The following is a 26174-nucleotide window of genomic DNA, read 5'->3' on the forward strand; positions in this document are numbered from 1 at the left end:
GAATCAGGTCTCCGTGGCGATGGCGGCATCGCCGTTGGTCTTCTTGGCCCCGCGCCCGGCGCCGCGCCGTTCCAGCGCCACCTTGGCGATGATGGTGACGACGGCGAGGGTGGCGAGGATCGAGGCCGAAGCAAAAGCGCCGGCCGTCTGGTAATCGTGGTAAAGCAGCTCGATATGCAGCGGCAGCGTATTGGTCTGGCCGCGAATATTGCCCGATACGACCGATACCGCGCCGAACTCGCCCATCACGCGGGCGTTGCACAGCACGACGCCGTAAAGCAGCGCCCATTTGATATTCGGCAAGGTGACCGAAAAGAAAGTGCGCCAGCCGGATGCGCCAAGCGAGGTCGCCGCCTCTTCCAGATCGCGGCCCTGCGCCTGCATCAGCGGGATAAGTTCCCGCGCCACGAAAGGTGCGGTGACGAACATCGAGGCAATGACGATGCCGGGCAGCGCAAAAAGTATCTTGATGTCATGCGCATCGAGGAACGGGCCGAAAAGCCCCTGCAGCCCGTAAACGAAGAGATAGGCGACACCCGCGACGATCGGCGAGATGGAAAAGGGTATCTCGATCAGCACCAGCAGGAAGCGCCGGCCGGGGAAATCGAACTTGGTGATCGCCCATGCGGCCGCAACACCGAAGGCCGTATTGACCGGCACGGCGATCAGCGCCGTCAGCACCGTCAGCATGATGGCGTGGCGGGTATCGGGATGGGTGATGGTGGCCGTATAGGCCTTCCAGCCTTGCGAAAAGGCCTCGACGCCGATGATGATAAGCGGCGCCAGGACCAACAGGGCGCCGATGACCAGCACAAAAGAAATCAGGCAGCGGCGAACGAGAGGCGCGTCGCCGACGCGTGGCGGTTTGCGATGTGACGAAACGGCGCTCATCTCTCAGCCCCTCACCGTATAACGAAGCGCACGCGCCTGCAGATAATTGGTCACCGCCAGCATCACGAAGGCGGTGATGAGCAGCACGGAGGCGATGGCGGCCGCCGCCTGATAGTCATATTCCTCCAGCCGGATGAAGATCAGCAGCGCCGTGATTTCTGTCGAAAACGGCTGGTTACCGGCGATGAAGATGATCGCCCCGAATTCGCCGAGGCTGCGGGCGAAGGACAGCGACAGACCGGCGAGCAACGCTGGCGTCAACAGCGGCAGGATGATCTTGCGGAAAATTTCGAGATCGGAACCGCCGAGCGATTGTGCCGCTTCCTCAAGTGCCGGATCGAGGTCTTCCAGCACCGGCTGCACCGTGCGCACGATGAAGGGCAGGCTGGTAAAGGCCATCGCCACCATGATGCCGAGCGGCGTGTAAGCCACCTTGATGCCGAATTGCGAAAGCACCGAGCCGAACCAGCCATTACCTGCGAACAGTGTCGTCAGCGCAATGCCGGCAACGGCGGTCGGAAGCGCAAAAGGCAGATCGACGATGGCGTCGACGATGCGCCAGCCGGGAAAGCGGTAACGCGTCAGCACCCAGGCGAGCGCCAGCCCGAAGATGACGTTGAACAGCGTGGCGGCCAGAGCGCAGAGCACGGTAACACGATAACTGGCCACGGCGCGCGGCGAGGAGATGATCGACCAATATTCGGCAGGGCCGAGGCTTGCCGCCTTGAACACCAATGCCGAGAGCGGCAGAAGCACGATGATGGCAACGTAAGTCAGGGTAACGCCAAGGGACAATTTCAGCCCCGGCAGAACATTCCGCTTCAAACCCCGCCCCCATTCATCAAAAAGCGACCCGGCGGTTTCCCGCCGGGTCTTTTACCTGTTGCGTATCGCTGTGATTAACGGCTGCCGTAAAGCGTATCAAGCGTCGCGCCGGATGCAAAATGCTCTTTCTGGATTTTGTCCCAGCCGCCGAAGACATCATCGACGTTGACGAGGCGAATGGCCGGGAACTTGTCCTTGAATTCGCCGACGACCTTTTCATTGTGGACACGGTGGCCGAATTCGGCAGCGATGCGCTGGCCTTCCTCAGTATAGAGGAAGTCGAGATAGCTCTTTGCCAGATCGCGCGAGCCGCGCTTGTCGACGACCTTGTCCACCACGGCCACGGGGAATTCGGCCAGCAGGCTGACGGAGGGCACGACGCCTTCCACCTTGTCTGCGCCATATTGCTTGGCGATGCCGCGGGTCTCGGCTTCGAAGGTGATCAGCACGTCGCCGATTTCACGCTCAACGAAAGTGGTGGTGGCGGCGCGGCCTCCCGTGTCGAACACCGGCGTATTGTCGAAGATTTTCTTGACGAATGCCTGAACCTTCGCGTCATCGCCGTTGAACTTCTCCTTGGCGTAAGCCGTGGCGGCGAGATAGGTGTAACGGGCGTTACCCGAGGTCTTCGGATTGGGGAAAACGATCTTCACATCGTCGCGGGCAAGATCGTCCCAGTCCTTGATACCCTTGGGATTGCCGGCGCGCACGAGGAAGGACGGGAAGGAATAGAAGGGCGATGCGTCGTTCGCAAAATCCTTCTTCCAGTCGGCGGAAACGAAACCCTGTTTCACCAGAAAATCGACATCGGTGACCTGATTGAAGGTGACGACATCGGCTTCCAGACCCTCGACGATGGCACGCGCCTGCTTGGAGGTGCCGGCATGCGACTGGTCGACCGTGACGCCCGGATGCAGCTTGATGAACGCCTCGTTCTCGGCCGCGAAAACTTCGCGGGCGACATCGTAGGATGCGTTGAGAATGGTGGTCGGAGACTGCGCCTGCGCCGCACCTGCAAAAAGAGCGGCAATGGCAGTACCGATAATGAGAAGACGTTTCATGAATACCCCCGGCAATTCGAATGGTGCTCAACATAGCGGGCGGCGGCAACGCCCGCGAGAAACAGCCATGCTTTCCGGGCGCACGGATTGGAAATTTCGCCCAAAGAATATCGACTCCAAAGGCGATGATTTCATATACGGCAAGAAGCCGGATTTCTTTTGCGTCGACCTAAAGACGGTGATCGGGAAACAGATTGCCGGAATGCGCAGTAAAATAAGGCGCAATGTCCTCCTCCCTCACCTCCTCCAGCCGTGCCGGTTGCCAGCGGGGATTGCGGTCCTTGTCGACCAGCGCCGCACGCACGCCTTCGTAAAAATCATGCTGGCGCAATATTTCCGTGCCGGCGGCAAATTCCCGCTCCAGGCATTCGATGAGGCTCGCGCTTTCCCGGCCGAGACGCAGCAGCTTCAGGGTCAGTTTCAGGCTGGTGGGGGAGCGTTTTTGCAGGACCTCGAGGGTCTCGCGCGAAAACGCATCCTGGCGCGCAGAAAGCGCGGCGAAAATCTCCTCGACCGTGTCGAAACGGAATGTCGCGTCGATGATATCCCGATTTATGTATAAAACGCCTTCACCGGCCTCGACGGCGTGTGCCGCAATCGCCATCTCGATGCTGTCTATATCCGCAGCTTGCGACAGGTCTTGGACCAGCCCCTCGAGACGGTCCGAAGGAACAAGATAATCGGCAAAACCGGCATAGATGGCATCGGCAGCGGTAACGGCATTGCCCGTCAACCCCAGCCAGGTGCCGCATTCGCCCGGCGCCCGTGGCAAAAGCCAGGAGCCGCCGACGTCAGGGAAATAACCGATGCCGGTTTCCGGCATGGCGAGTTTTGTGCGTTCCGTGACGATGCGGTGGCTGCCATGGGCTGAAATGCCGACACCGCCGCCCATGACGATGCCGTCCATCAGAGCGATGTAGGGTTTGCCGAAGCGGGCAATGCGATAGTTGAGCGGAAATTCTTCCCGCCAGAAATCAAGCACCTGCGGGTCGCCCGCCTTGCCGAGATCGTGAATGATGCGGACATCGCCCCCGGCGCAAAGCCCCCTGTCGCCTTCCCCGCTCAGCACCACACAGGAAACGCCGGCATCCTCTTCGAAACGCTGAAGCGCCTGAAACAGGTCGCGCACCATGGGCAAGGTCAGGCTGTTGATGGCCTTCGGGCGGTTGAGGCGAATGATGCCTGCCCCTCCCTGTTTTTCGACGATGACCTGCGCATCCGCTTCCGTTCTCTGTTCCAAGACCGCCTCCTCCGCTGCCCATTCATCCGGCCATCTTGGCGGCCCTGGCGCGATCACGCAACGTTGATCTTGTTCTGCGGGAACGTCTTTCGCTCAAACCGCTTTAACGGGCAGAAAATGCCAGAAATCCGTTTTCGCAATGCAGCATGTTTGCTTGACGCCCGGAAAATCATGGCATGTAATGGGTTCTGGAAATGCCGGCATTGATTCCTGTCGAGCGTGTGCCGGACCAAAGCGGAATGTCGCCTTCTCATAGGCGCTGTAAACAGCAACGGGAGACGAGCATGCAGGTTTCGGAACACGAATGGATCAGTAAACGGGCATATACACTCTGGGAAAAGGAAGGCCACCCCCATGGGCGCGACGCGCACCATTGGGAACAGGCCAAGCATGAATTTTCGCTGCTGAAGACATCGGAAGCGACGAAACCCGCAACGCGCAAGAAGGCTGCTCCCAAGGCCGCTGCTGCAGAAGCCGCACCGGATGCGCAAGCCCCGGCAAAACCCAAGGCCCGTGCACGCAAGGCTGCCGCCGCGAAGTAGCGGCTCGTAAAGCCAAGCTGAAGCCATAAATGAAAAAGCCCGACAATCATGCCGGGCTTTGTCTGTTTAGCGCGGGTCACAACCCGGATCGCCGATCCGGCAGCCATCGCGGAAATTTTCCGAAGCAGGCGCACGGCGCGGGTCATCCCACTGGCGACGCTCTGGGCGACGCTGGCCTTCATCCTGGTTCTGCTGGCCATCGCGGTTGCGGTCGCGGTTTTCTTCTTCGAAGCGGCGGCGGTCGTCGTCGCGACGCGGCCTGTCCTGATTTCTGTCACCCTGGTTCCAGTCGCCGTAGCGACGTTCCCAGCGTCCGTCATTCGGGCCGCCCTGACGGGGATCACGCCACTCGTCGCGGCGACCATCACGCCAGTCGTCCCGGCGTCCGTCACGCCACTCGTCACGCGGACGCGGACGATCCCATCCGGCGCTCGGAGGCGGGGCGTTCCAGTACCCGCCGGACGGCGGCGGACGGCGCCAGCGGTCGCGCTCGCGGTAGAAGTCGCGGTCACGATAATAGCGGTCCCAATAACGGCCGACTTCGAAGGTGATCACCGGCACGCCGAGATCGCGGTAGTAACGCGGTTCCACATAGACCCGGTTCTGCCGATAGGTCGTGGCGATATAACGCCCTGCCACCCAGCCGCGACCGCCCACGAAGGAAACATCGCACCACGGCGTATCGGAAAGGCAGCCGTGCACGGTGAGCGGCGCACCATTCGGGATAACCACGACGGCCGGATAGGCCGTGCTCGGGCCGGAGCGCATATTCACATTCGCGGTGGCGAAACCCCGCGTCGCAGCTTCGGCAAGTGCCGGTGCGGCGAGCATGGCCACCAGCGCAATTGCGCCAAATAGTTTTTTCTTCACTTCTTTCTCCTCAAGCAAAGGCCCGCTTTGCCCTTGTCGGCATCCACCCTGTTCGATGGACCAGTATGCGTTCCACATACTGCCACGACCGGAAAATACGCGGTTCTGCATGAACGCAGCATGAAACAAATGAGGCATCCAATCAGTTCCACCTGCGGCAATCAGCGCCCGATAAATCGCCGCCGGGATGGACCGCCGGTCTTGACTTCGAGGGGCAATCATCCGACTTCAATGCAACAGCAATATGGAGCAGAACCATGAGCGAAACCGCACAGACGACCGTCGACCAGAGCGAAGTGGATCGCTTCTCCGCGATGGCTGCGGAGTGGTGGAGCCCGACCGGCAAGTTCCGCCCGCTGCACAAGTTCAATCCGGTGCGGCTCGAATATATCCGCAACCGCATCTGCGATAATTTCGGCCGCGACCCAAAGGCGCACCGCCCGCTGGAAGGGCTGCGCATACTGGATATCGGCTGCGGCGGTGGCCTTCTCTCCGAACCCGTTGCACGCATGGGCGCGGATGTGGTAGGCGCCGATCCCTCGGAAAAGAATATCGGCATCGCCTCCACCCATGCCCGCGAAAGCGGGGTCAGCGTCGATTACCGCGCCGTCACTGCCGAGCAGTTGCAGGAAGCCGGCGAAACCTTCGACGTCATCCTCAACATGGAGGTGGTCGAGCATGTGGCCAATGTCGATCTCTTCGTCACCACCTGCGCGAAAATGGTGCGCCCCGGCGGCCTGATGTTCGCCGCCACCATCAACCGCACGCTCAAAGCCCGGGCACTGGCGATCTTCGCCGCCGAAAACGTGCTGCGCTGGCTGCCGCGCGGCACGCACCAATATGAAAAGCTCGTTCGCCCGGAAGAGCTCGAGCGGCCGTTGGTGGCGAGCGGCATGGATATCATCCACCGCACCGGCGTCTTCTACAACGTGCTGCAGGATCGCTGGAATCTTTCGCCGGATATGGATGTCAACTACATGATGCTGGCGAAGCGGTCGGCGCAGGGGTAACGCCGGATGCTATTTGAGTGAGGTCGTCCTAAAGAAGTTCAGTTGACGTCGTCGGGCAGCACCGGCAGCGGCGCGATCTCGATACCCTCGTCCAGCAGGGCCTTGGCGTCCTGCGCCGAGGCATTGCCGATGATGCCGCGTTCATCCGCTTCGCCATAGTGGATCTTGCGGGCTTCTTCCGGAAATTTATCGCCGACATCTTCGGCATTGGCGCGGATATTGGCAACGGCCTCGCGGATTTTCGCAAGCGCCTCTTTTCGGGCGGCATCCATGGCCAGCGTCTGGCGTTCGTCTTTCTTGCGGGCGGTGGAAACCGAAGGCGCCATCAACAGCTTCGAGACCTGCACGGAATTGCAGACCGGACAGGACAGGAAACCGCGCTGCAACTGATCGTCGAAATCGTCGCTGCCGGCAAACCAGCCTTCGAACTCATGGCCCTTTTCACAGGCCAGCGCATAACGGATCACGCCGCTTCACCTCCGGCAGGTTTCAGGGGAATAACCGTGTCCAGACCGAACTCGCGGGCATTGCGGAGATTGGGAATTTTTCCACGCGCGGCAGCCACCAGCGAGGTATCGATCTCGGCGAAGATGATCTCTTCGCCAGCGCCGCCGGCAACGGCCAGAACCTTGCCCCATGGGTCGATGATGATGGAATGGCCGAAGGTCTCCCGCCCATCCTCATGCACGCCGGCCTGCGCGGCGGCGATGACGAAAGCGCCATTTTCAATGGCGCGGGCACGCAGCAGAATTTCCCAATGGGCCTCCCCCGTCTGCCGGGTGAAAGCCGCCGGAACGGTCAGAACCTCCGCACCTGCCAGCGCTTCCGCGCGGAAAAGCTGCGGGAAACGGACGTCATAGCAGATTGCGAAGCCGAATTTCCCCAGCGGAAGTTCGGCGATACGCGCCACTTCGCCGGGTTGATAGGCAGCGCTTTCACGCCAGCTTTCACCATTGTCGAGATCGACATCGAACATATGGATCTTGTCATAGCTGCAAATGCGCGAACCATCCGGCGCGAAGAGAAAACCGCGATTGGCGATCTTGCCATCCGGGCGGGCAATGGCCGTGGAGCCCACATGGACATGAATGCCGAGTTCGCGGGCAAGACGGGCGGCCGTCGCAACGATGATATCGCCATCGTCATCACGCAATTGCGCACGCAGCGCCTGCCTGTCCTTCTGGATCGCGCCCGTCATTTCCGGGGTCTGCACATAAACGGCGCCCTCGGCCGCAGCCGCACGCACCAGCCGTTCCATATCGGCGGCGTTTCTTGCCGGATCGACGCCGGAGCGCATCTGAATGGCGGCAGCCTTGAAACTCATCACATCCTCCATACCCGCAAGATCGCGGCCGATCAGGCGGCCAGCAGCGCGTCCAGTTTACCGGCGCGCTCCAGCGCGTGCAGATCGTCGCAGCCGCCCACGTGCTGGCCGTTGATGAAGATTTGCGGGAACGTCGTTCCGCCGGATTTCTCGATCATTTCCTGTCGGTATTCCGGCGTCGTCGTGGCGTTGTATTCGGCATAATCCACGCCCTTGCTGTCCAGCAGCGCCTTGGCGCGCGCGCAATAACCACAAAAATCCCGCGTATAGATCGTCACCGGTGCCATGTTTTCAAAGCCCTCGCAAACGTGCGGTAAAACGCACGATAAAGTCATGTCATTCAGGTTTCATATAGGCCCGGAAATGGCCATTGCAAAGGTCAAAACCGTCACATCCGCGGCACCGGCCCTGCGCAGGGCGCGGCTTGCCGCACCCACCGTCGCGCCGGTGGTATAGACGTCGTCCACCAGCACCACGCGCTTGCCATGGACATCGGTTTCCCGGCCGGGCGCAAGCGCGAAAGCGCCGCGCACATTGTCCCGCCGGGCAAGCGCGGAAAGCCCCACCTGCCGCTCTGTCGGTTTCACGCGCAGCAGCGTGCCGGCAAGCAAGGGCTTGCCGGAGGCTCTGGCCAGATGCCGCGCCAGCTCGGCGGATTGATTGAAGCGGCGGCGCAGGAAACGGTTGCGATGCAATGGAACGGGCACGATGCAATCGCAGGCATCCACCGTTCCGTCACTTGCCCTCAGCATCCACAGCGCCATCAGGCGGGCGAGATCGGTCCGGTCCTGATATTTCAGCCGGTGCACCAGCTTGCGGGCGGTTCCCTCATGGCTTGCAACGGCGCGCAGCCGGTCAAAAGGCGGCGGTTCGGCAATCGCCTGTGCGCTCACGAAACCGTCTCCGTGATCCCGCGCGAAGGGAATGCCCAGAACCTCGCAAAAAGGGCGATCGATAAAGGCCACATCCCGCCAGCAATCCGCGCATAAGGCGCCCTCGCCGCCGGTCATGCGGGTGCAGCCCGCGCAGGTTGGCGGGTAGAGCATGCGGAAGACCGCACGCCACATGTCTCCCGCCGCCGCCGGCACGGCCGCAGACTTCGACAGCAAACCCGAAAACAGACTGTCACCAGCACCCATGAGGTTGACTTTACCGCCGAACGGGTGCCTTTGCGAGAGCGATAGTTCCCTCCCGACACCGGGAAAACGATGCCGCAGGCGGCATGAGACCAACGATACGGCCCGCCGATCCCGAAGGCGTTCGAGGCCGAGCAGGCAAGACGATGGATATTCTCTTTGACCAGGCCCTGATCGAACAAAACCGTCGCCGGGCCTGGAACCGGCGCGACGACAAGGCCCTGTTTCTTCTCGATATGGCGGCCGAAGAGCTGGCCGACAGGCTTGCCATCGTCGAGCGCCAGTTCGAGACCGCAATCGAACTTCACGGCGGAACCGGCGTCACCGCCCGGCGGCTGGCGGAAACCGGCAAGGTGGATACCATTCGCCGTATCGAAACCGAGAGCTGTTTTGCGACGGATGCGAATATTCCCGAAGCCGCGTCCATGGAGCATCTGCCGCTCGAAGAGGCCTCCGCCAATCTCATCGTTTCACCGCTTGCCTTGCATCTGACCAACGATACGCCCGGCGCGCTGATCCAGATCCGCCGGGCATTGAAACCGGACGGCCTGTTTCTCGGCGCCATTCCCGGCAGCGGCACCCTGCAGGAACTGCGCGACGTGCTGCTGACCGCCGAGGCGGAACTGACCGGAGGCGCCAGCCCGCGTGTCATTCCCTTCGCCGATGTGCGCGATGTCGGTGCGCTTTTGCAGCGCGCCGGCTTTGCGCTCCCCGTGACCGATGCGGAAAGCTACACCGTGCGTTACGATTCGATTTTCCCGCTGATGCGCGACCTGCGCGCCATGGGCATGGCCAATCCGCTGGCAAGCCGCAGCAGAAAGCCGCTCAACCGCGCCTTTTTTCTGCGCGCGGCGGAGCTTTACGCCGAGCGATATTCCGATCCTGACGGGCGGATAAGGGCGACATTTTCCATCATCTATGTATCAGGCTGGGCGCCGCATGAAAGCCAGCAGAAACCGCTGAAACCCGGCTCCGCCAAGGTGCGGCTTGCCGACGCCTTAAAGACAACCGAGGTGAAGCTGTCCTGAGCGATCAGCCAAAAGGCTTCAACTCGACCAAAGTGTCTACGATGAACTGAAACACGGCATTGATATTGCTGCTGATGCTGCCTGCGCCAGCGATGAGGGCGGCGGAAATCAGCCCGACAATCAGGCCGTATTCAACCGCTGTGGCACCGTCTTCGCTTTTGCAAAAATTGATAAAAAAATGCAGCACAGGATATTCCCCATCCGCCATCCGGTGCGTTGCGACAACCGGCTTCTGCCCTGTTGAAATCAACTCTATCCTAGGTCGGCGATATGAGGAATCCGTTACCTTTGATGGTAAACGATCAGCAACCGCTCTCGTTGCTATAACCCGTGACCACGCAGGGCATTTCCGGCATCGGCTGGGTGATGCTGCGACGGATGGAATAGGTCTTGCCCACATCGGTCTTCTTGATGGAGCCCGTGCTGATCATGTCGTAATTGTCGGGAAACTGCGCCACCCGCGTCGAGGATTTTCCAGCAAGCATGGGAGTGACGATGAGCGAGAGCGCGATAACCGCCGTGCCGAAAAGCAGCGCCACATTGAGCACGCCGGTGCGACGGGATTTGTCGGAATACAAGTGACGACCTTCCACCGTCTTCCAGAAATCCTCGTTCATGACCAACCTCGTCTCGCGCAGTTTACCGCTTCTTTAGCTTAACAATCTGCCAGAGGGTGCTGAACGATCTCTTAACAAAGCCCCGTTTTGGCACGGCAAAGCGCTGCAAACGGGGCATTTTCACGAAGCTGTGACGGGATAATGCGCGAGGACCTCGGGGGCTTCCCGATTTTATAGCAGATCCTGCAGGAAGGGGATGAGCGGCTCATCGGCCGGCGGCATGGGATAATCGCGCAGGGCCTGCGGCTTCACCCATTTGATCGCCTGTCCTTCCCGGCCATGCGCAATGCCCTCATAACGGCGGCACACGTAAAGCGGCATCAGGAGGTGGAAGGTCTCATAGGTGTGGCTGGCAAATGTCAGCGGCGCGAGGCAGGCGACCTTGGTTTTGATACCCAGCTCCTCGTCCAGTTCACGGACAAGGGTTTCCTCCGGCGTCTCGCCATGCTCCACCTTGCCGCCCGGAAATTCCCACAGGCCCGCAAGCGACTTGCCTTCCGGACGCTGCGCCAGAAGAATGCGGCCATCCTGATCGAGAAGGGCGCAGGCGGCGACCAGCAGGATTTTTTTGCCAGCCTCGCTCATTCGCCGGTTCCCTTGCGCCAGTAGCGATAACGATAGGCCTCCGAGAAGCCGAATTTCTCATAAAGGGCGATCGCCGGCGCATTGGTGGAAACCACCTGCAGCCAGGCGGTTTTTGCGCCGCTGATTCTCGCCCAGCGCAGTGCCGACGACAAAACCTGCGTGCCGAGGCCCTTTTTACGCTGCGACTTTTCGACATCGAGGGAGATGATGCCGGCGAGGTCGTTATCCTGCACGCAGATCACGGTCGCGAGCGGATTGCCTTCCACTTCCTCATTGATGAAGAGGCCGAGCGCCGGCTTGATGGAGCTGACGATTTCCGCAATCGCCGGACGGAGCGCCGGGTCGCTATCGCTGACCTTGATGCTCGCCTCGACAAAACGGCCGATATCGTGGCTCGGGAGGCTGACCAGCGTTTCGGGCAGTTCCATGCCGGAGAGATCGGCCGTCATGACCATCACCTCTTCGAACACGGACCAGCCGTCATTCGAGAGAAATTCTCTCAGCTGCGGCGGCATCAGCGTCGTTTCGCGCACCACCAGCGGTCGGCCGAAATCTTCGAAACGCTTGCGCGCCTTTTCCAGCCGCACCGCGCTGTTTCCGTAATCGGACGGGTCCAGCGGCACCACGCAGTTGATGCGTTTGGAGGGGTGCGAACCCGTCAGGCGGATTTGCCAGCTGCCGTCATAAATCACCGACGAGGCAGGCCATGCCCGGAAGCTGACGGCTTCCAGACGGCGAACCAGCGGCAGATTGACGGCTTTATTGTCCTGCATTCTCTTCGGCTCCAACGGTCAGCTCCGATAGTCGCCGTTGATCGCAACATATTCTTTCGTCAGGTCACAGGTCCAGACGGTGGCAGTGCCCTGACCGAGACCGATATCCACCTTCACCGGAATGTCTTCGAGACACATCACCGCGCTGGTTTCCGCCTCCGAATAATCCGGGTCGCGCTCGCCGTTGACGGCTACGCGCACGCCGCCAAACCAGATGGCGAGGCGGTCACGGTCGGCCATTTCGCCGGACTTGCCGACGGCCATGACGACGCGGCCCCAATTGGCGTCTTCGCCGGCAACCGCGGTCTTCACCAGCGGCGAATTGGCGATGGAGAGGGCAATCTTCTTGGCGGCGGCATCGTTTTCCGCGCCCGTTACGGTGACTTCCACCATCTTGCGCGCGCCTTCGCCATCACGAACCACCTGCAGGGCGAGGTCCTTCAGGAGATCGTTCAGCGCGGTGCGGAAGCCGGCAAGGCGCTCGTCATCGGCGCTCGTTACCTTCACCTGACCGTCTTCAGCGGCAGCACCTGTCGCAAACAGCATCAACGTATCGGAGGTGGAAGTGTCGCTATCGACCGTCACGGAATTGAATGTCGGGCCAACACCGGCAGACAGCAGCGACTGCAGGGCGGCAGGCTCAATATCGGCATCCGTCACCACGAAAGAGAGCATCGTCGCCATGTCGGGCGCAATCATGCCAGCACCCTTGGAAATGCCGTTGATCGTCACGATCACGCCGCCGATCTCGGCGGTGCGGGTCGAAACCTTGGGATAGGTGTCGGTCGTCATGATCGCCTTGGCGGCTTCCTGCCAGAAATCGGCTTCCGCCCTGACATTCATGTCGCCGAGAACGCCGGCAAATTTCGTCGCATCCAGCGGCTCGCCGATCACGCCCGTCGATGCCAGGAAGACCTCGCCTTCAGAACAGCCAACGGCGGCAGCGGCGGATTTCGCCGTCAATTCGGTCGCGGCCTTGCCCTTGACGCCGGTAAAGGCATTGGCATTGCCGGAATTGACCACCACGGCGCGCGCCACGCCGCCGCCGAGATTGGCGCGGCAGAAATCGACCGGGGCAGATGGGCATTTCGATTTGGTGAAGACGCCGGCGACGCTTGCCGGCTTGTCGAACACCATCAGCAGAACGTCGGTGCGGTTCTTGTACTTGATGCCGGCGGCAGCCGTCGCCATGCGAACACCGCGCAGCGCAGGCATGTCGGGATAGGATTTCGGAGCGAGCGGGGAAACGGCAACGGACATGGGAAGCGCCTGAAATTCTGGAAAAGGGGTCTGGAATGCCTGAGATGAAACGGGGCGGCCCATAGCCGCCCCGTAACATTTGTTTTTACTGCTGCGGCTGAGCCTGCTGTTCCTTCGTGGCTTCGTCGTAGCCCTTCTTCAGCGTCTCATCCATGATTTCGATCTTCTGGTCGGCCTTTGCCTTCTCGATGAGGGCAACGTACTTGTCACGCATGACAAGCTGACGAACCTGCGGCTCGACCTGCTCGAAAGCCGGCGGCGGTGCGATGCGCTTGTCTTCCAGCTTGATGACGTGGAAGCCGAACTGGGTCTTCACCGGAGCCTTGGTGTAGGCGCCCTTTTCGAGACCGAAAGCGGCTTCTTCGAATTCCGGCACCATGCGGCCCTTGCCGAACCAGCCGAGATCGCCGCCGTCATCCTTGTTGGAATCGGTGGACTTTTCCTTGGCGAGCGCTGCGAAATCCTTGCCCGAATCAAGCTGCTTGATGATGTCCTTGGCTTCGTCCTCGCTGGCGACGAGAATGTGCGCGGCCTTGATTTCCTCTTCCTGCGGCAGGGCTGCGACTTCCTTGTCGTAGCGGGCCTTTACTTCGTCAGCGGTAACGGCATCGACCACGTGCTTGCGGAAATAGGCGTTGTGCAGCTCACGGTCCTGGATGAATTCCATGCGCTTCTTGAAATCTTCAGTCTTTTCCAGACCTTCGGCGCTGGCGTTCTTCACCAGAAGCTTGACGTCGATCGCGCCGGAAAGGGCTGCGACCTTCTTCTGCTCATCGGGAAGCTGCGCGAGCTGCGGGTCGAGGTTGCTCATGGCGAGGTCGAGTTCGGACTGGTGGATTTCCAGATCGCCGACCTTGGCGACAACCTTGTCTTCCTGTGCGAAAGCCGGAAGCTGGAGGCCGAGCGTGGCCACAATCACCGCAGCCGCAATTTTATTATAGCGCAACATTTTGAACCTTTCGGGGACAATGCCGGCTCCAGACATGGTTTCCGGCTCTGAAAAAACTTCCAAACACCGGATTGTGGCCATTCTGTAACGGGCAGAACCGTTGACATCATTTGCCCCCCCTCTTATCTGTCACGCAACCTCGCGTCCAGATACGTTGAAGGGCGAAGTCCGTCATTTATGCTGAAATCGGCGTGACGGAGAAAAGCGCCCGGCAAAACGGAATTTCAGAAAGGGCCAGTAAGATGGTCAGTCTCGGCGGAATAGCCCGCAAGTTGTTCGGTTCGGCAAATGACCGCCGCGTCCGCTCCTATAAAAGCAAGATCGCAGCCATCAATGCGCTGGAAGAAGCCACCAAGGCGCTCTCCGACGAAGCGCTGGCGGCCAAGACCGCTGAGTTCCGCCAGCAGCTTGCCGACGGCAAGACGCTGGACGACCTGCTGATCCCGGCTTTCGCCGTCGCCCGCGAAGCGTCGCGCCGCGTTCTGCATATGCGGCCCTTCGACGTGCAGCTGACCGGCGGCATGATTCTGCATGGCGGCGCCATCGCCGAAATGAAGACCGGTGAAGGTAAGACGCTGGTGGCGACCCTTGCGGTCTACCTCAACGCCCTTGCCGGCAAGGGCGTGCATGTCGTCACCGTCAACGACTATCTCGCCAAGCGTGACGCGGCCACGATGAGCAGGCTCTACGGCTTCCTCGGCCTGACGACCGGCGTGATCGTCCACGGGCTGGACGACGACCAGCGCCGCGAGGCCTATGCGTGCGACATCACCTACGCGACGAACAACGAACTCGGCTTCGACTATCTTCGCGACAACATGAAATATGACCGCGCCCAGATGGTTCAGCGCGGCCACAACTACGCGATCGTCGACGAAGTCGACTCGATCCTGGTCGACGAGGCGCGCACGCCGCTGATCATTTCCGGCCCGCTGGACGACCGTTCCGACCTTTACAACACCATCGACGCCTTCATTCCGCTGCTGACGCCGGAAGATTACGAAATCGATGAAAAGCAGCGCTCGGCCAACTTCTCCGAAGACGGCACCGAGAAGCTCGAGAACCTGCTGCGGCAGGCGGGCCTCCTGAAGGGCGAATCGCTTTACGACGTCGAAAACGTCGCCATTGTTCACCACATCAACAATGCGCTGAAGGCCCACAAGCTCTTCACCCGCGACAAGGACTATATCGTCCGCAACGACGAAATCGTCATCATCGACGAGTTCACCGGCCGCATGATGCCGGGCCGCCGTTATTCCGAAGGTCAGCATCAGGCTCTCGAAGCCAAGGAAAAGGTGCAGATCCAGCCGGAAAACCAGACGCTTTCCTCCGTCACCTTCCAGAATTATTTCCGCATGTACGAAAAGCTGGCCGGCATGACCGGCACGGCCGCGACGGAAGCGGAAGAATTCGGCAACATTTACGGCCTCGACGTCATCGAAGTGCCGACCAACCTGCCGATCCAGCGTATCGACGAGGACGACGAGGTTTACCGCACCGGCGAGGAGAAGTTCCAGGCGATCATCACCGAGATCAAGGCGGCGCATGAACGCGGCCAGCCGGTTCTCGTGGGCACGACCTCCATCGAAAAATCCGAGCTTCTGGCCCATCTCCTGCGTCAGTCCGGCTTCTCCGATTTCCAGGTCCTGAACGCCCGTTACCACGAGCAGGAAGCCTATATCGTTTCGCAGGCCGGCGTTCCGGGTGCGGTTACCATCGCCACCAACATGGCCGGCCGCGGCACCGACATCCAGCTCGGCGGCAACGTCGACATGCGGCTTGAGCGCGAGCTGGAAGGCATGGAGCCGGGTCCCGAGCTTGATGCGAAGGAAGAGGCAATCCGCGCCGAGATCAAGGTGCTGAAAGAAAAGGCGCTTGCCGCCGGCGGCCTTTACGTCATCGCCACCGAACGCCACGAAAGCCGACGCATCGACAACCAGCTGCGCGGCCGTTCCGGCCGTCAGGGCGACCCGGGCCGTTCGAAATTCTACCTGTCGCTTCAGGATGACCTGATGCGCATCTTCGGTTCCGAGCGCATGGACTCGATGCTGCAGAAGCTCGGCCTGAAGGAAGGCGAGGCAATCGTCCATCCGTGGATCAACAAGGCGCTGGAACGCGCCCAGAAGAAGGTCGAAGCCCGCAACTTCGAGACCCGCAAGAACCTTCTGAAATATGACGACGTGCTGAACGACCAGCGCAAGGTGATTTTCGAGCAGCGTCTCGAGCTGATGGAAGCCGACAATATCGGCGAAACCGCAGCCGATATGCGCCATGAAGTGATCGAAACGCTCGTCACCAAGCATATTCCGGAAAATGCCTATGCCGAACAGTGGGATATTGCGGGCCTGAAGGCCGGCATCGCCCAGTTCCTCAACCTCGACCTGCCGGTGGAGGAATGGGCCAAGGAAGAAGGCATCGCCGAGGACGATATTCTTGAGCGTGTTACCGAGGCCGCCGACAAATACGCCGCCGAGCGCGCGGAACGTTTCGGCCCCGAGATCATGACCTATGTGGAACGCTCGGTCATTCTCCAGACGATCGACCATCTGTGGCGCGAACATATCGTCAACCTCGACCATCTCCGTTCCGTCGTCGGTTTCCGCGGTTATGCCCAGCGCGACCCGCTGCAGGAATACAAGGCGGAAGCCTTCGAACTGTTCCAGGCGCTGCTCGCCAATCTGCGCGAGGCCGTTACCGCCCAGCTGATGCGGGTGGAACTGGTGCAGCAGGAACCGCAGCAGCCGGAACTGCCGGAAATGACGGCGCATCATCTCGACCCCAATACGGGCGAAGACGAAATGGCGCAGGGCCAACAGACCGCGCCCGCCGCCTTCGTGCCGGCCGAGGATCGCGATCCGGAAAACCCCGCCACCTGGGGTCGTATCGGCCGCAACGAAATGTGCCCCTGCGGCTCCGGCAAGAAATACAAGCACTGCCACGGCGTTTACGAACAGGCCTGAGGCAGTTGCTGACAGACAAACGAAATCGCCCGCACCCTCGGTTGCGGGCGATTTTCGTTGCACCCCTCGATCGCTGTTGACGGATATCGGCAATTTCCAATATGGGAGCCGGATCGTCTTCCGGAAAAAGCTTTCATGGCCCCTCGCGACTTTGCCGCTTATGTTTTTCTCGCACTCGCGTGGGGAATGTCCTTCCTGCTGCTTTTGCATGTCGTCGAGGCCTTCGGCTGGATCGGCGCGGTCACGCTCCGTTCGCTGGTCACCGCCGTCACCCTGTTTTTGATCGCGATTGCGGCGCGCCGAAAGCTTGCATTTTCCGCGAGCTGGCGCGCCTTCGCGGTCGTCGGCGCAACAACGGTCGCGGGACAGTTGATCGGCCTCTCCTATGCGACGCCGCTGGTCGGCACCGCCATGGCCGCCATATTGGTGGCCACCATCCCGCTCTTTTCCATGCTCATCGCGCAGGTCTGGGGTATTGAGCGTCTGACGCGTCAGGGCATTGCCGGTCTCGTCATCGGTCTTGCCGGCATCGTCCTGCTTGTCGGCTTTCCCGCCGTTCCCGTTACAACCGGTTTTATCATCGGCTGCGCCGCCGCTGTCGCCGCGTGCATCTGCGCGGCCTATGGCAGCAATTTTGCCAGCCGCCACCTGAAGGGCGTGGGTTCCTGGGAAATCACCATAGGCTCATTCCTGACAGGCGGCCTGATGACCCTGCCGCTTCTCTTCGCGGTCCCATTGCCGAGAACGCCTGATCTCATCGATTACGGTTATCTTCTGGTGCAGGCGGTGGTCATGAGCGGCCTCACCTACATCACCTATTTCAAGCTTGTCTCCTCGATCGGCGCAACCAGGGCGATCAGCGTGGAATTCGCCGTGACCGTCGTTGCGGTCCTCGTCGGCGCGCTGGTGCTGGATGAGCCGCTTTCGCTTCCCCAGCTTTTCGGCGCCGGCATCATCATTCTGGGCTGTGCGCTGGTCCTCGATCTCATGCCGAGAAAAAAGGCTCCGCCCACACCCTCCGGGGCGTGAAGGGTTTATTAGCGTTTTCCACCAATAGTCGTGCTGGTCATTGCCGATCACACGGGATCGCGCCTGCGGCGCGAGGGAAAAATGCAACCGGGCAAATCAGACTACGAGCACTACTGGGACCCGCTAAGGGCGCTCCTCATGCTGCTTGGCATTCCCTATCACGCCTCCCTCCTCTACAGCTACGCCCTGCCATGGGACATCAAGGATTTCGACACCAGCCCGCTTCTGAGCGCGCTGGGTGCCGCACTCGTCACCTTCCGCATGCCGGCATTTTTTCTGGTGGCCGGCTATTTTTCCACCATGGTCATCGGCAAGAAGGGCAAGATGCGCTGGCTGAGACAGCGTTTCCTGCGCCTCGGCATGCCCTTTATCGTCGCGGTCCTTCTGCTCGGGCCATCACAGCTTTTCCTGCTGCAACTGGCCGGCGTCGCCAAAGGCGATATCCCAGCCGACCGGCTGCTTGAGAGCCTGCCCGGCCTGCTGCGCCCGAGCGAACAGTGGATCATGCATCTATGGTTCCTGCCGGCCCTTATCTTCTATTCGATCCTGCTTGCCGGCCTGCTGTTTCTCTTGGAACGTCCGCCAGTAGCCTATGTGAGAGATTGGTTCGGCAGCCTGCGGCAGGGGCATACCTCCCTGTTTTTCGCAATGCTCTGCCTCATACCTGTTGTGTGGGAATTGACGATCTACGGATCCGGCCAGCTTGCAGCAAAGAGCGGAAGCGGCCTCTTTTTTCTCTATGAACGCGCTTCCGATCCCTATGCGCGTTACCTGCCATTTTTCCTCATTGGCGCGCTGCTGCACCGTGACCGCGCCCTCTTTCACCGCTTTCGCCAGACGGGCCTTCTCACCGGCGTCATCGCGGCCGGCGCCATCGCGACGGCGGTGACCCTGCGCCTGCAATATCCCTTTTCGAATTCGGCCCTGCTGGTGCTGGTGTCGGCAATTGCGGCGGTGGCGGCAAGCCGTCTGTTGATAGACCTCGCCTGCCGATATTTCGACAGGCCGAACCGGCTTGCCAGACGCATGACGGATGCGTCCTTCACCATCTACCTGTTTCACCATCCGCTGATCTATGGGTTCGGAACGCTGTTCATCCTCATTGCGCTGCCACCCATCCTGGAATTTACCATCATCGTCGCAGCCACCACGGCGACGGCCTATATGCTGCATCAGGCGATACGCCTCAGCCCGCTCGCCCTTTTCCTGTTCAACGGCATCCGCAAGCCACGCGTGGCGGACGATATTGGCACACAGGCCGGCGCGTCCCAAACCCTTCGTTAAGGATGAAGCGCGTATGATCGGCTCGCCTATTCAACTGGAAATGATGGCGTGTGGATCATGGCTATCCTCAACACGGCGGAAAAAGCCTTACCCGCAGGCCTGCGCGCGAAGCTTTCGCCGCTGGTAGCGAAAGTCGCCGTTGTTCTTTCCGGCGGGGATGAGGTCTCCCGCGCGCAGCGCATGGCGCTGGTTGCGTTTGCGGTGCGCATCGTCAGCGCCGGTATCGCCTTCATTTCCCAGATCATCCTTGCCCGCCTGATGGGTGAATTCGAATATGGCCTGTTCGCCTTCGTCTGGGTTCTGGTGATCCTGTTCGGCAATCTTTCCTGTCTCGGTTTTCACACCACCGTCATCCGCTTTTTACCCGGCTATCGTCTGGAGGATGCCCATGACAAGATCATGGGGCTGACCTCGACGGCGCGTGTTTTCGCCATGTTTTCCGCCAGCGCGCTTGCGATTTTCGGTTTCGTTTTCCTGTATTTCTTCGGCGAGCGCATCGCCTCCTATTATCTCATTCCCGTTTCGCTGGCGCTTTTCACCCTGCCGATGGTGGCGCTGGGCGATGTGCTGAACGGCACCGCGCGCGCCAATGGCTGGGCGGTCTCCGCACTCAGCCCCACCTATATCGTTCGCCCGGTGCTGATCCTGCTGTTCATGCTGGTGGCAATCGGTCTCGGCGCGGAAAAAACCGCAACGACGGCCATGCTGACGGCCCTTCTTGCCACCTATGTCACCACGCTTTTCCATTTCGCCTTCATGAACCGCCGGCTCAACCGGCATTTCCGCAGCACGGTCCGCAGGGTGCATTTCCGCCACTGGATAAGGTTCGCCTTCCCGATGTTCCTGATCGACGGCATCGGTTTTTTGATGACCAATTCCGATGTGGTGATCGTCGGGCTTTATTTGCCGCCGGATCAGGTGGGCATCTATTTTGCCGCGGCAAAGACCATCGTGCTGATGCAATTCGTGTTTTTCTCGGTGCAGGCGGCCGCCGCCCCGCGCCTGGCCGCCCTGATGTCGGCCAATGACCGGCAGGGGCTTGCCGGTTTCGCCAGCCAGGCCTCGCGCTGGGCCTTCTGGCCGTCACTCGGCGTCGGCAGCGTGGTCCTTCTGGCCGGCCCGTTCCTGCTGTCGCTGTTCGGTCCCGGCTTCGTTCAGGGCTATGAGCTGATGTTCTTCCTTTTCGCCGGTTTCCTCGCCAAGGCGCTGATCGGCCCGGGGGAAACATTGCTGAACATGGCCGGCAAACAAAAATTGTGCGTCGTCCTTTATATTATTATCTTCGGTTGCAACATTGCACTCAACATGGCGCTCATTCCGGTCTATGGTCTGGCAGGGGCCGCGGCAGCGGTGGCGATAGCCATGTGCATAGAAGCTGTGCTATTGCATATTGCCATTCGCCGCACACTCGGGATCGTCCTTTTTGCCTTCAACGATCCCCGGGCGGGTCAAAACACTGGGAAGGCGGTGTAACGATAAGCATGTCCAGCGATCCAAAGAATCCGGATTTTCAGGACCCGCGCATCGCGGCACTGATGGCGTCTGCGGAGCGTGACCGCCCCGTGGCCGACAGCAGCCGACGCGTGGGCCGCGATGGCCGGGAATTCTGCATCTATCCGGGTCAGCTCGGTTATGACATGCAGGAAGAACTCGACTTTCTGTCCAACCGCGTCATGGAGGCGAATGTCTTCTTCACCGGAAGGCTTCTCGCGCCCGCCATGCCGCGCATCGAGGACAAGTCTGTGCGCTTCGCTCTCATTCGCGACGAGAATGGCGCCAGAAGCCGCATGCGCTTCCTGATGCCCTTCACCGTGGAAAAGCCGGGCTTTTCCATCGGTCCCTCCATCATTCGCGTCTGGGCCAATCCATTCGGGCCGCTCGGCACGCCGCTGGTCGACACCGAAGGCGCCGCCGAAACCCTCGACAATCTTTTCGATGCGCTTTCCGACAGCAACATGCGTCTGCCGAATGTTCTGGTTCTGCCGGATGTTCGGCTGGAAGGGCCGTTTGCCCGCATGTTCAAAGCCATCGCGCTCAGCCGCAACCTGCCGGTGACGACGACGGGCAATTATTACCGGCCGATGCTGGAAAGCCTTCTCGATGGCAAGGCCTATCTGCGAAACGCCCTTGCGCCGCACCATTTGCGCGAAATGAACAGGCAGTGGCGTCAGCTCGAAAAACTTGGGCCCCTCTCCTATACCGTTACCCGGCAGCCAGCGGACGTGCGTTACCGCATGGAGGAGTTTCTGGCGCTGGAGGCGAGCGGCTGGAAAGGCCGCAAACGCACCGCGCTGGTCAACGACCGTTATCGCGCCGCCTTCGCCCGCGAGGCGATCACCAATCTGGCCGAAGCGGATGCGGTGCGTATCCACACCATCGATCTCAATGGCAGCGCCATCGCCTCCATGGTCGTCTTCATCACGGCGGGCGAGGCCTATACGTGGAAGACCGCTTTCGACGAGAGCTATGCGCAATTTTCTCCCGGCAAGCTGCTGGTGCAGAAACTGACCGACTGGCATCTGGATGACGCCAATATTCTGCGCAGCGACAGCTGCGCCGTGCCCGATCATCCGATCATGAGCCGTTTCTGGCAGGAACGGCAGGAAATGGGCACGCTGGTCGTCGGGCTTGCGCAGAACAGCGACCGGGACGTGCGGCAGGTTTCCACGCAGGTGGACATGTACCGCAACACCCGCAACCTCGCCCGCAGCCTGCGGCAGAAGATCCTGTCCTTCGGACGCAAGGGCAATTGATCCGAAGGGCGCCGGTGGCGCCCTTCGAAGTTTCTGACACGGGCAAAGCCTGCTTCAGCGCGAGGCCGTCCGGATCATCTTGCACAATTGCGTCAGCGCCGCATCGTATCCGCCGCCCAGAATATCGACACAACGACGGGCGAGCTTGATCTGCTCGGTTCGCGACATATCGTTATAGGCTTGCAGGGCATTGCGCATCGCGCCGGGAGACACCGTGCCCGAGCCGCCGGGACTGGTGGTGCTGCCGCCGGGATTTCCGGGCGTTCCGGTCGAACCGGAGCCGCCGATACCGACGCCGACGCCGAGACCGACACCGCTCGAGCCGCCCACATTGGCTCCGACATTGGCATTGATGCCGTCCGAACCGCCAACGGAAGCGTTCACGCCCGCATTGACGCCACTGGAACCGCCGACGGATGCATTGACATCCGCATTGACCCCATTGCTGCCGCCAACCGATGCGTTGACATCCGCACCCAGCCCGCCGCCGCTCCGACCGCCGACATCCGCACTGGCGTTAACGCCACTGCTGCCGCCAACGGAGGCATCGACCCCGAGCCCGCCGCTGCCATTGTCGCCAACACTGGCGTTAACCCCATTCTCGCCACCGATCCCGATATCCAGCGCATGGGCGTTGATCGGCAGGATCAGGCAGGCGGACAGTAATAAATTGCGAGAAAAAGCCCTCATAATTTCCTCCCTATGAGTTTGGCCATTCCCGCCCCGCGTGGAAACTCCACCCTGACATCATAATTCAAATAGTAATTGCGTATATTCTAATTTATTAGAGGTACCTAATATTACCCTAATGCCGCAACTGCAGGTGTCGCGATCCGGCACAGCCACCCTCCGCAACATTTTGATCGGCGGCCCGGCAAAGACGGAAAACCGCGCGCGCAAACACGCGCAATTCAAAAGGATAAGTCAGCTTTGGGGTTGCACGCATGGCCTTGACCATGATAGACGCCGTGGCATTACCACCGTTGCCCCAATGGCGGAATTGGTAGACGCGCCGCACTCAAAATGCGGTTCCGAAAGGAGTGCTGGTTCGATCCCGGCTTGGGGTACCATTACCTAAAAATCACGTTGATTTTCTTAGGTTTTCCGGCCGGAAGTATCCAAGTAGCTCACACTTCCTGTAAAAGTTGGACACTTTTGTTCTGCTTTTAGTCAATCGTCACTGTCGTCTGCAGCCTGATCCATAAGTTTGACGACGCTCTTCGTGAGCACTTTCTGGCGAGCCGCCGGTCTAGCGAATAGATCGCGCTTCAGTCGCCATGGAGCTTATTTACTGTATTTGAGCGAATAAGCAGCCATTGCGATGATCGCCGCTGCTCGTTGGCTAATTGCATCAATTCGCTTATTCAATTTGAAATTGTTGATGGAACGCTATAGTAGAAGGTGAGCAAGATCTAACATTACTAGGATGTGAGTCATATGAAAGCTTTTTTGTCTCATTCGTCGGCCGATAAAGGTTACGTGGAACGAGTGGCAAAGTTATTACGCCCCGGGACTTTCGAGCTTGACTCCCTTACGTTCGAAAAAGGAGAGATGAACATTGCAGAGATAATATCTGCATTAAAGAGAGTCGATCTTTTCTGTTTATTTATGTCAAACAATGCAGCTCTCTCGAAATACGTAGAGTTTGAGCAAAGCTTAGCTTTGGAACTCGTTGGGGCCGGAAAGATAAATAATTTTCTTACTATTTGCCTCGATAATTTTTCTTTTGAAAAGCTTTCTGCTGACGCAAAATTTTTTAATGCAATACGGCAACCGCCTTCTCCCGAAACAGCTGCACACATTATCAATGGCAAGCTTATATCAGCGAGTAAGCTATCTGACAAACTCGGACATCCTTTCATCGGTCGAGAGCATGAGCTTAAAGAGTTAGAAGCGCAGGTTCTAGACTTCAGTAAACCTAAGGTGAAAGCATTCTTTTTGTCTGGCAACAGCGGCGTTGGAAGACGATCAATCGCTGAACAGTTTCTTGCGCGACAATATCCCCAAGTGCTTAGATCATATCCCATATTAGATATCGAGCAGTATGCGGGATTTGATGAAATATATCGCCAAGTCGTGGCTGCTTTAAATCCATCTCTCGACATTCGTGAATTCATTAGTCGAGCGACAGAATTCTCCCAAAAAAGCGATTCTGAGAAGGCTCAAGCAATTGCGGCGGAAATCAACGGTATGCTTGAGAACAACATCGTTGTTTTTGCTAATGATGTCGGAGGGCTACTGCACGAAAGCGGCGCATTGTCTTCCGAGTTCGAGCAGATAATGGACTATGTTCAGGATTACCCACACCCCCCCTTGTTCTAATCTCGCCGCGAATGTCACCTCGAAATTTGCGACGAAGATCGAAAGACGTTGCGTATCTATCCGTCGGCGCTCTCACAAGAGAGGACACAATGCGACTTACTTCGTGGGCGATGCGTTCAAGTAACGTTTCTCCTACCCCTGGACAACTTGATCAGCTGATCGAAATCGCCGATTTTCACCCCTACAATATTTACGAGATGAAAGACCGAGTATCAGAGATTGGCGTGGACGCATTCTTGTCAGACACATCAAGTTTCCAAGCTTGGAAACATAAACAGACATCAGGATATTTGCGGACAATCACACTGACGGATACTGAGATAAAAATTCTATCAGCTTTGCTATTCGCTCCTGAGCTTGACTTTGGGTCGCTGGTCAATGCGTTGGGAATAAGTGCTACAGATGCGTCCTCGTCGATTCAGCTCCTAGTAGACCAACATTTGCTCCGATTCTCTGATGACCGTTTCTCAATCTCACCACCTCTTCGTGTTGCAGTTGAACGCGATCCAAGAATCAAAATTAGTCCTGCCGAGCGCAGCGAGATGGTGGGCCGTCTGGCGAAGTCGCTGACGATCGCAATGGACGACGGCAGCGTTCCAGTATCTTTGGCAGACGCAGCGATAATGGCGGTTCTGGAAGCTGGAACGGAAATGGGGCCTATCGCCAATGCATTGTTACTGCCTTCCCATCGCGTTTGGTTAGCCCGTCGATACTATGACGCTGCGAATTGGAAAGATAGCCTAAGGCTTTCACAGGACGCCGTAAAGGATCGCTCTAGGTTGTCTGCGCAAGGGTTTATGGCCGCATGTCGATTGCTTTGCCTTTCTGCAGCTAGACTCAATAAACAGGAGGATTTTGAGGAAGGAATAGCGAAGCTGAAAGCTGTTGCAAAAGATGATTGGTCAAGATCCAACATACTCTTCCTAAAAGGATTTAACGAACGACTTCAGGGGCGTGTTTTTGAAGCCGAAGCTCTATTCAAGGATTCGTATCAGTTGAATGACAATGATCGCTCCACCTCCCGAGAGCTTGCGTCGATTTGCCTTATCACAGGTGACGATGTTGGCGCTGAGAAGTACGCTCGCAAAGCTTATGAAAAAGCCACTAATAATCTTTTTACCATTGATATATTGATCAGTTCTCTGGTGCGGTCACTTGGTGCGAGATGCGTCGGAAACATCGAGGTTGAAGAACTTTTAAGCCGATTATCGGCGTTGGACGATGAAGAGCAAAAGTCATTCTCACACACTCGGAAAGCGGAGATTGAGCTTCTTTACGGAAATCCTGATACGGCGCACACCTTCATAAAAGAGGCGATGCATCGTACTCCTTACCTATTCGAACCCAAGCTTCTCAACGCAAGAATCCTGCTAAAAAAAGGCAACAAGCCGGCGGCCAAGGATGAAATACAAAATCTTGAGTTTATGACGTCTCGACACGGGCAAGCAGAGAACAAAGCCCATAGACGACAGGTGTTAATTTTGAAGTCCGAGTACCTAGTCGAGACAAGGCAGTTTAAAGATGCTCGGGATATCTACAAGGACGACATTTGTTTCAGTGAGGCGGATCGCGTAAAGGCATTGAAAGAGATTGATATGGCCGAGGCATTCGTTAACCAGAAGCCTAGGTAAGTGCTGCATCGCAGGCCGCTGATTTGTCGGCGGCCAAAATGTGGGTGCCACTCCTAAAAACTGTGTTCGCAAGATGGAGACCAA

Annotated in this window: 26 protein-coding genes and 1 tRNA gene; 11 read left to right on the forward strand and 16 right to left on the reverse strand. The window is 59.0% G+C overall.

Annotated elements, in window-relative coordinates; genetic code table 11:
• Window positions 1-3: 3 nt before the first annotated feature.
• The 4 genes from cysW to FGF54_RS17540 all read right to left on the reverse strand — a co-directional run bounded on the left by cysW (window position 4) and on the right by FGF54_RS17540 (window position 4017).
• A complete protein-coding gene (gene cysW, locus FGF54_RS17525; protein WP_142780579.1) occupies window positions 4-891 on the reverse strand; it encodes a sulfate ABC transporter permease subunit CysW in 888 nt (295 codons plus the stop codon).
• A 3-nt stretch (window positions 892-894) separates the two neighbouring features.
• Entirely contained in the window at window positions 895-1716 is an 822-nt protein-coding gene (gene cysT, locus FGF54_RS17530) for a sulfate ABC transporter permease subunit CysT (protein WP_003522560.1), read from the reverse strand.
• 74 nt (window positions 1717-1790) lie between these two features.
• On the reverse strand, window positions 1791-2777 hold the full coding sequence (gene cysP, locus FGF54_RS17535) for a thiosulfate ABC transporter substrate-binding protein CysP (RefSeq protein WP_035264351.1): 987 nt from the start codon (window positions 2775-2777) through the stop codon (window positions 1791-1793).
• Window positions 2778-2946: 169 nt separating this feature from the next.
• A complete protein-coding gene (locus FGF54_RS17540) occupies window positions 2947-4017 on the reverse strand; it encodes an enoyl-CoA hydratase/isomerase family protein (protein WP_142780580.1) in 1071 nt (356 codons plus the stop codon).
• 284 nt (window positions 4018-4301) lie between these two features.
• Between FGF54_RS17540 and FGF54_RS17545 the strand changes: the two genes are divergently transcribed.
• Entirely contained in the window at window positions 4302-4559 is a 258-nt protein-coding gene (locus FGF54_RS17545; RefSeq protein ID WP_078053427.1) for a DUF2934 domain-containing protein, read from the forward strand.
• A 66-nt stretch (window positions 4560-4625) separates the two neighbouring features.
• Here FGF54_RS17545 and FGF54_RS17550 read toward each other — a convergent pair whose 3' ends face one another.
• Window positions 4626-5429: an SH3 domain-containing protein gene (locus FGF54_RS17550; protein ID WP_142780581.1), complete on the reverse strand. Its 804-nt coding sequence runs from the start codon at window positions 5427-5429 to the stop codon at window positions 4626-4628.
• 257 nt (window positions 5430-5686) lie between these two features.
• Here FGF54_RS17550 and ubiG point away from each other — a divergent pair, with 257 nt between their 5' ends.
• Complete coding sequence (gene ubiG, locus FGF54_RS17555; RefSeq protein ID WP_142780582.1) at window positions 5687-6439, forward strand: bifunctional 2-polyprenyl-6-hydroxyphenol methylase/3-demethylubiquinol 3-O-methyltransferase UbiG; 753 nt, start codon at window positions 5687-5689, stop codon at window positions 6437-6439.
• A 38-nt stretch (window positions 6440-6477) separates the two neighbouring features.
• On the opposite strand, the gene FGF54_RS17560 is transcribed toward ubiG, so the two are convergent.
• Genes FGF54_RS17560 through FGF54_RS17575 form a run of 4 tightly spaced genes read right to left on the reverse strand, consistent with a single transcriptional unit; the run spans window position 6478 to window position 8902 of the window.
• On the reverse strand, window positions 6478-6906 hold the full coding sequence (locus FGF54_RS17560) for a DUF1178 family protein (protein ID WP_104679702.1): 429 nt from the start codon (window positions 6904-6906) through the stop codon (window positions 6478-6480).
• The gene (locus tag FGF54_RS17565) at window positions 6903-7763 is read right to left on the reverse strand and encodes a carbon-nitrogen hydrolase family protein (protein ID WP_003522553.1); all 861 of its coding nucleotides are present in this window, start codon (window positions 7761-7763) and stop codon (window positions 6903-6905) included. The genes FGF54_RS17560 and FGF54_RS17565 overlap by 4 nt, the downstream gene beginning before the upstream one ends.
• 32 nt (window positions 7764-7795) lie before the next feature.
• Window positions 7796-8050: a glutaredoxin 3 gene (grxC, locus tag FGF54_RS17570; RefSeq protein ID WP_003522552.1), complete on the reverse strand. Its 255-nt coding sequence runs from the start codon at window positions 8048-8050 to the stop codon at window positions 7796-7798.
• Between the two features lie 60 nt (window positions 8051-8110).
• Window positions 8111-8902 carry a ComF family protein gene (locus tag FGF54_RS17575; protein ID WP_142780583.1) on the reverse strand — a complete coding sequence of 264 codons (792 nt, stop codon included), beginning with the start codon at window positions 8900-8902 and terminating at the stop codon, window positions 8111-8113.
• Between the two features lie 143 nt (window positions 8903-9045).
• On the opposite strand from FGF54_RS17575, the gene FGF54_RS17580 reads away from it, so the two are divergent.
• Window positions 9046-9927, forward strand: coding sequence for a methyltransferase domain-containing protein (locus tag FGF54_RS17580; RefSeq protein ID WP_020809606.1), 882 nt, complete (start codon window positions 9046-9048; stop codon window positions 9925-9927).
• Window positions 9928-9931: 4 nt separating this feature from the next.
• On the opposite strand, the gene FGF54_RS17585 is transcribed toward FGF54_RS17580, so the two are convergent.
• From FGF54_RS17585 to FGF54_RS17610, 6 genes are all read right to left on the reverse strand, one after another.
• Complete coding sequence (locus tag FGF54_RS17585; protein WP_059753579.1) at window positions 9932-10135, reverse strand: Flp family type IVb pilin; 204 nt, start codon at window positions 10133-10135, stop codon at window positions 9932-9934.
• A gap of 94 nt (window positions 10136-10229) precedes the next feature.
• Window positions 10230-10544, reverse strand: coding sequence for a hypothetical protein (locus tag FGF54_RS17590; protein WP_003522548.1), 315 nt, complete (start codon window positions 10542-10544; stop codon window positions 10230-10232).
• A gap of 171 nt (window positions 10545-10715) precedes the next feature.
• A complete protein-coding gene (mutT, locus tag FGF54_RS17595; protein WP_003522547.1) occupies window positions 10716-11129 on the reverse strand; it encodes an 8-oxo-dGTP diphosphatase MutT in 414 nt (137 codons plus the stop codon).
• A complete protein-coding gene (locus FGF54_RS17600) occupies window positions 11126-11902 on the reverse strand; it encodes a GNAT family N-acetyltransferase (protein ID WP_059753585.1) in 777 nt (258 codons plus the stop codon). The genes mutT and FGF54_RS17600 overlap by 4 nt, the downstream gene beginning before the upstream one ends.
• 18 nt (window positions 11903-11920) lie before the next feature.
• Entirely contained in the window at window positions 11921-13162 is a 1242-nt protein-coding gene (gene argJ / locus FGF54_RS17605) for a bifunctional glutamate N-acetyltransferase/amino-acid acetyltransferase ArgJ (RefSeq protein ID WP_142780584.1), read from the reverse strand.
• Between the two features lie 85 nt (window positions 13163-13247).
• On the reverse strand, window positions 13248-14111 hold the full coding sequence (locus FGF54_RS17610) for a peptidylprolyl isomerase (protein WP_035237262.1): 864 nt from the start codon (window positions 14109-14111) through the stop codon (window positions 13248-13250).
• 242 nt (window positions 14112-14353) lie between these two features.
• Here FGF54_RS17610 and secA point away from each other — a divergent pair, with 242 nt between their 5' ends.
• The 5 genes from secA to FGF54_RS17635 all read left to right on the forward strand — a co-directional run bounded on the left by secA (window position 14354) and on the right by FGF54_RS17635 (window position 22137).
• Window positions 14354-17071 (forward strand): preprotein translocase subunit SecA, encoded by a 2718-nt coding sequence (secA, locus tag FGF54_RS17615; protein ID WP_142780585.1) that lies wholly within the window; start codon window positions 14354-14356, stop codon window positions 17069-17071.
• A gap of 135 nt (window positions 17072-17206) precedes the next feature.
• Window positions 17207-18100 (forward strand): DMT family transporter, encoded by an 894-nt coding sequence (locus tag FGF54_RS17620; RefSeq protein WP_142780586.1) that lies wholly within the window; start codon window positions 17207-17209, stop codon window positions 18098-18100.
• Between the two features lie 81 nt (window positions 18101-18181).
• Entirely contained in the window at window positions 18182-19384 is a 1203-nt protein-coding gene (gene mdoC, locus FGF54_RS17625) for a glucans biosynthesis protein MdoC (protein WP_142780587.1), read from the forward strand.
• 57 nt (window positions 19385-19441) lie between these two features.
• Window positions 19442-20857 carry a Wzx-type polysaccharide biosynthesis protein UppV gene (uppV, locus tag FGF54_RS17630; protein WP_142780588.1) on the forward strand — a complete coding sequence of 472 codons (1416 nt, stop codon included), beginning with the start codon at window positions 19442-19444 and terminating at the stop codon, window positions 20855-20857.
• Between the two features lie 8 nt (window positions 20858-20865).
• A complete protein-coding gene (locus FGF54_RS17635) occupies window positions 20866-22137 on the forward strand; it encodes a GNAT family N-acetyltransferase (protein ID WP_059753593.1) in 1272 nt (423 codons plus the stop codon).
• A gap of 54 nt (window positions 22138-22191) precedes the next feature.
• Here FGF54_RS17635 and uppQ read toward each other — a convergent pair whose 3' ends face one another.
• Window positions 22192-22827, reverse strand: a complete 636-nt coding sequence (gene uppQ / locus FGF54_RS17640; protein WP_142780589.1) for a polysaccharide biosynthesis GNAT family N-acetyltransferase UppQ — start codon at window positions 22825-22827, stop codon at window positions 22192-22194.
• A 295-nt stretch (window positions 22828-23122) separates the two neighbouring features.
• Between uppQ and FGF54_RS17645 the strand changes: the two genes are divergently transcribed.
• From FGF54_RS17645 to FGF54_RS17655, 3 genes are all read left to right on the forward strand, one after another.
• A tRNA-Leu gene (locus tag FGF54_RS17645) sits at window positions 23123-23207 on the forward strand.
• Window positions 23208-23574: 367 nt separating this feature from the next.
• Window positions 23575-24459 (forward strand): toll/interleukin-1 receptor domain-containing protein, encoded by an 885-nt coding sequence (locus FGF54_RS17650; RefSeq protein ID WP_142780590.1) that lies wholly within the window; start codon window positions 23575-23577, stop codon window positions 24457-24459.
• An 89-nt stretch (window positions 24460-24548) separates the two neighbouring features.
• Entirely contained in the window at window positions 24549-26090 is a 1542-nt protein-coding gene (locus tag FGF54_RS17655) for a lipopolysaccharide assembly protein LapB (protein WP_142780591.1), read from the forward strand.
• The last annotated feature ends 84 nt before the right edge of the window (window positions 26091-26174 follow it).

Origin of the sequence: Agrobacterium sp. T29, from assembly GCF_006970545.1 — a bacterium.
Lineage (GTDB): Bacteria > Pseudomonadota > Alphaproteobacteria > Rhizobiales > Rhizobiaceae > Agrobacterium > Agrobacterium leguminum.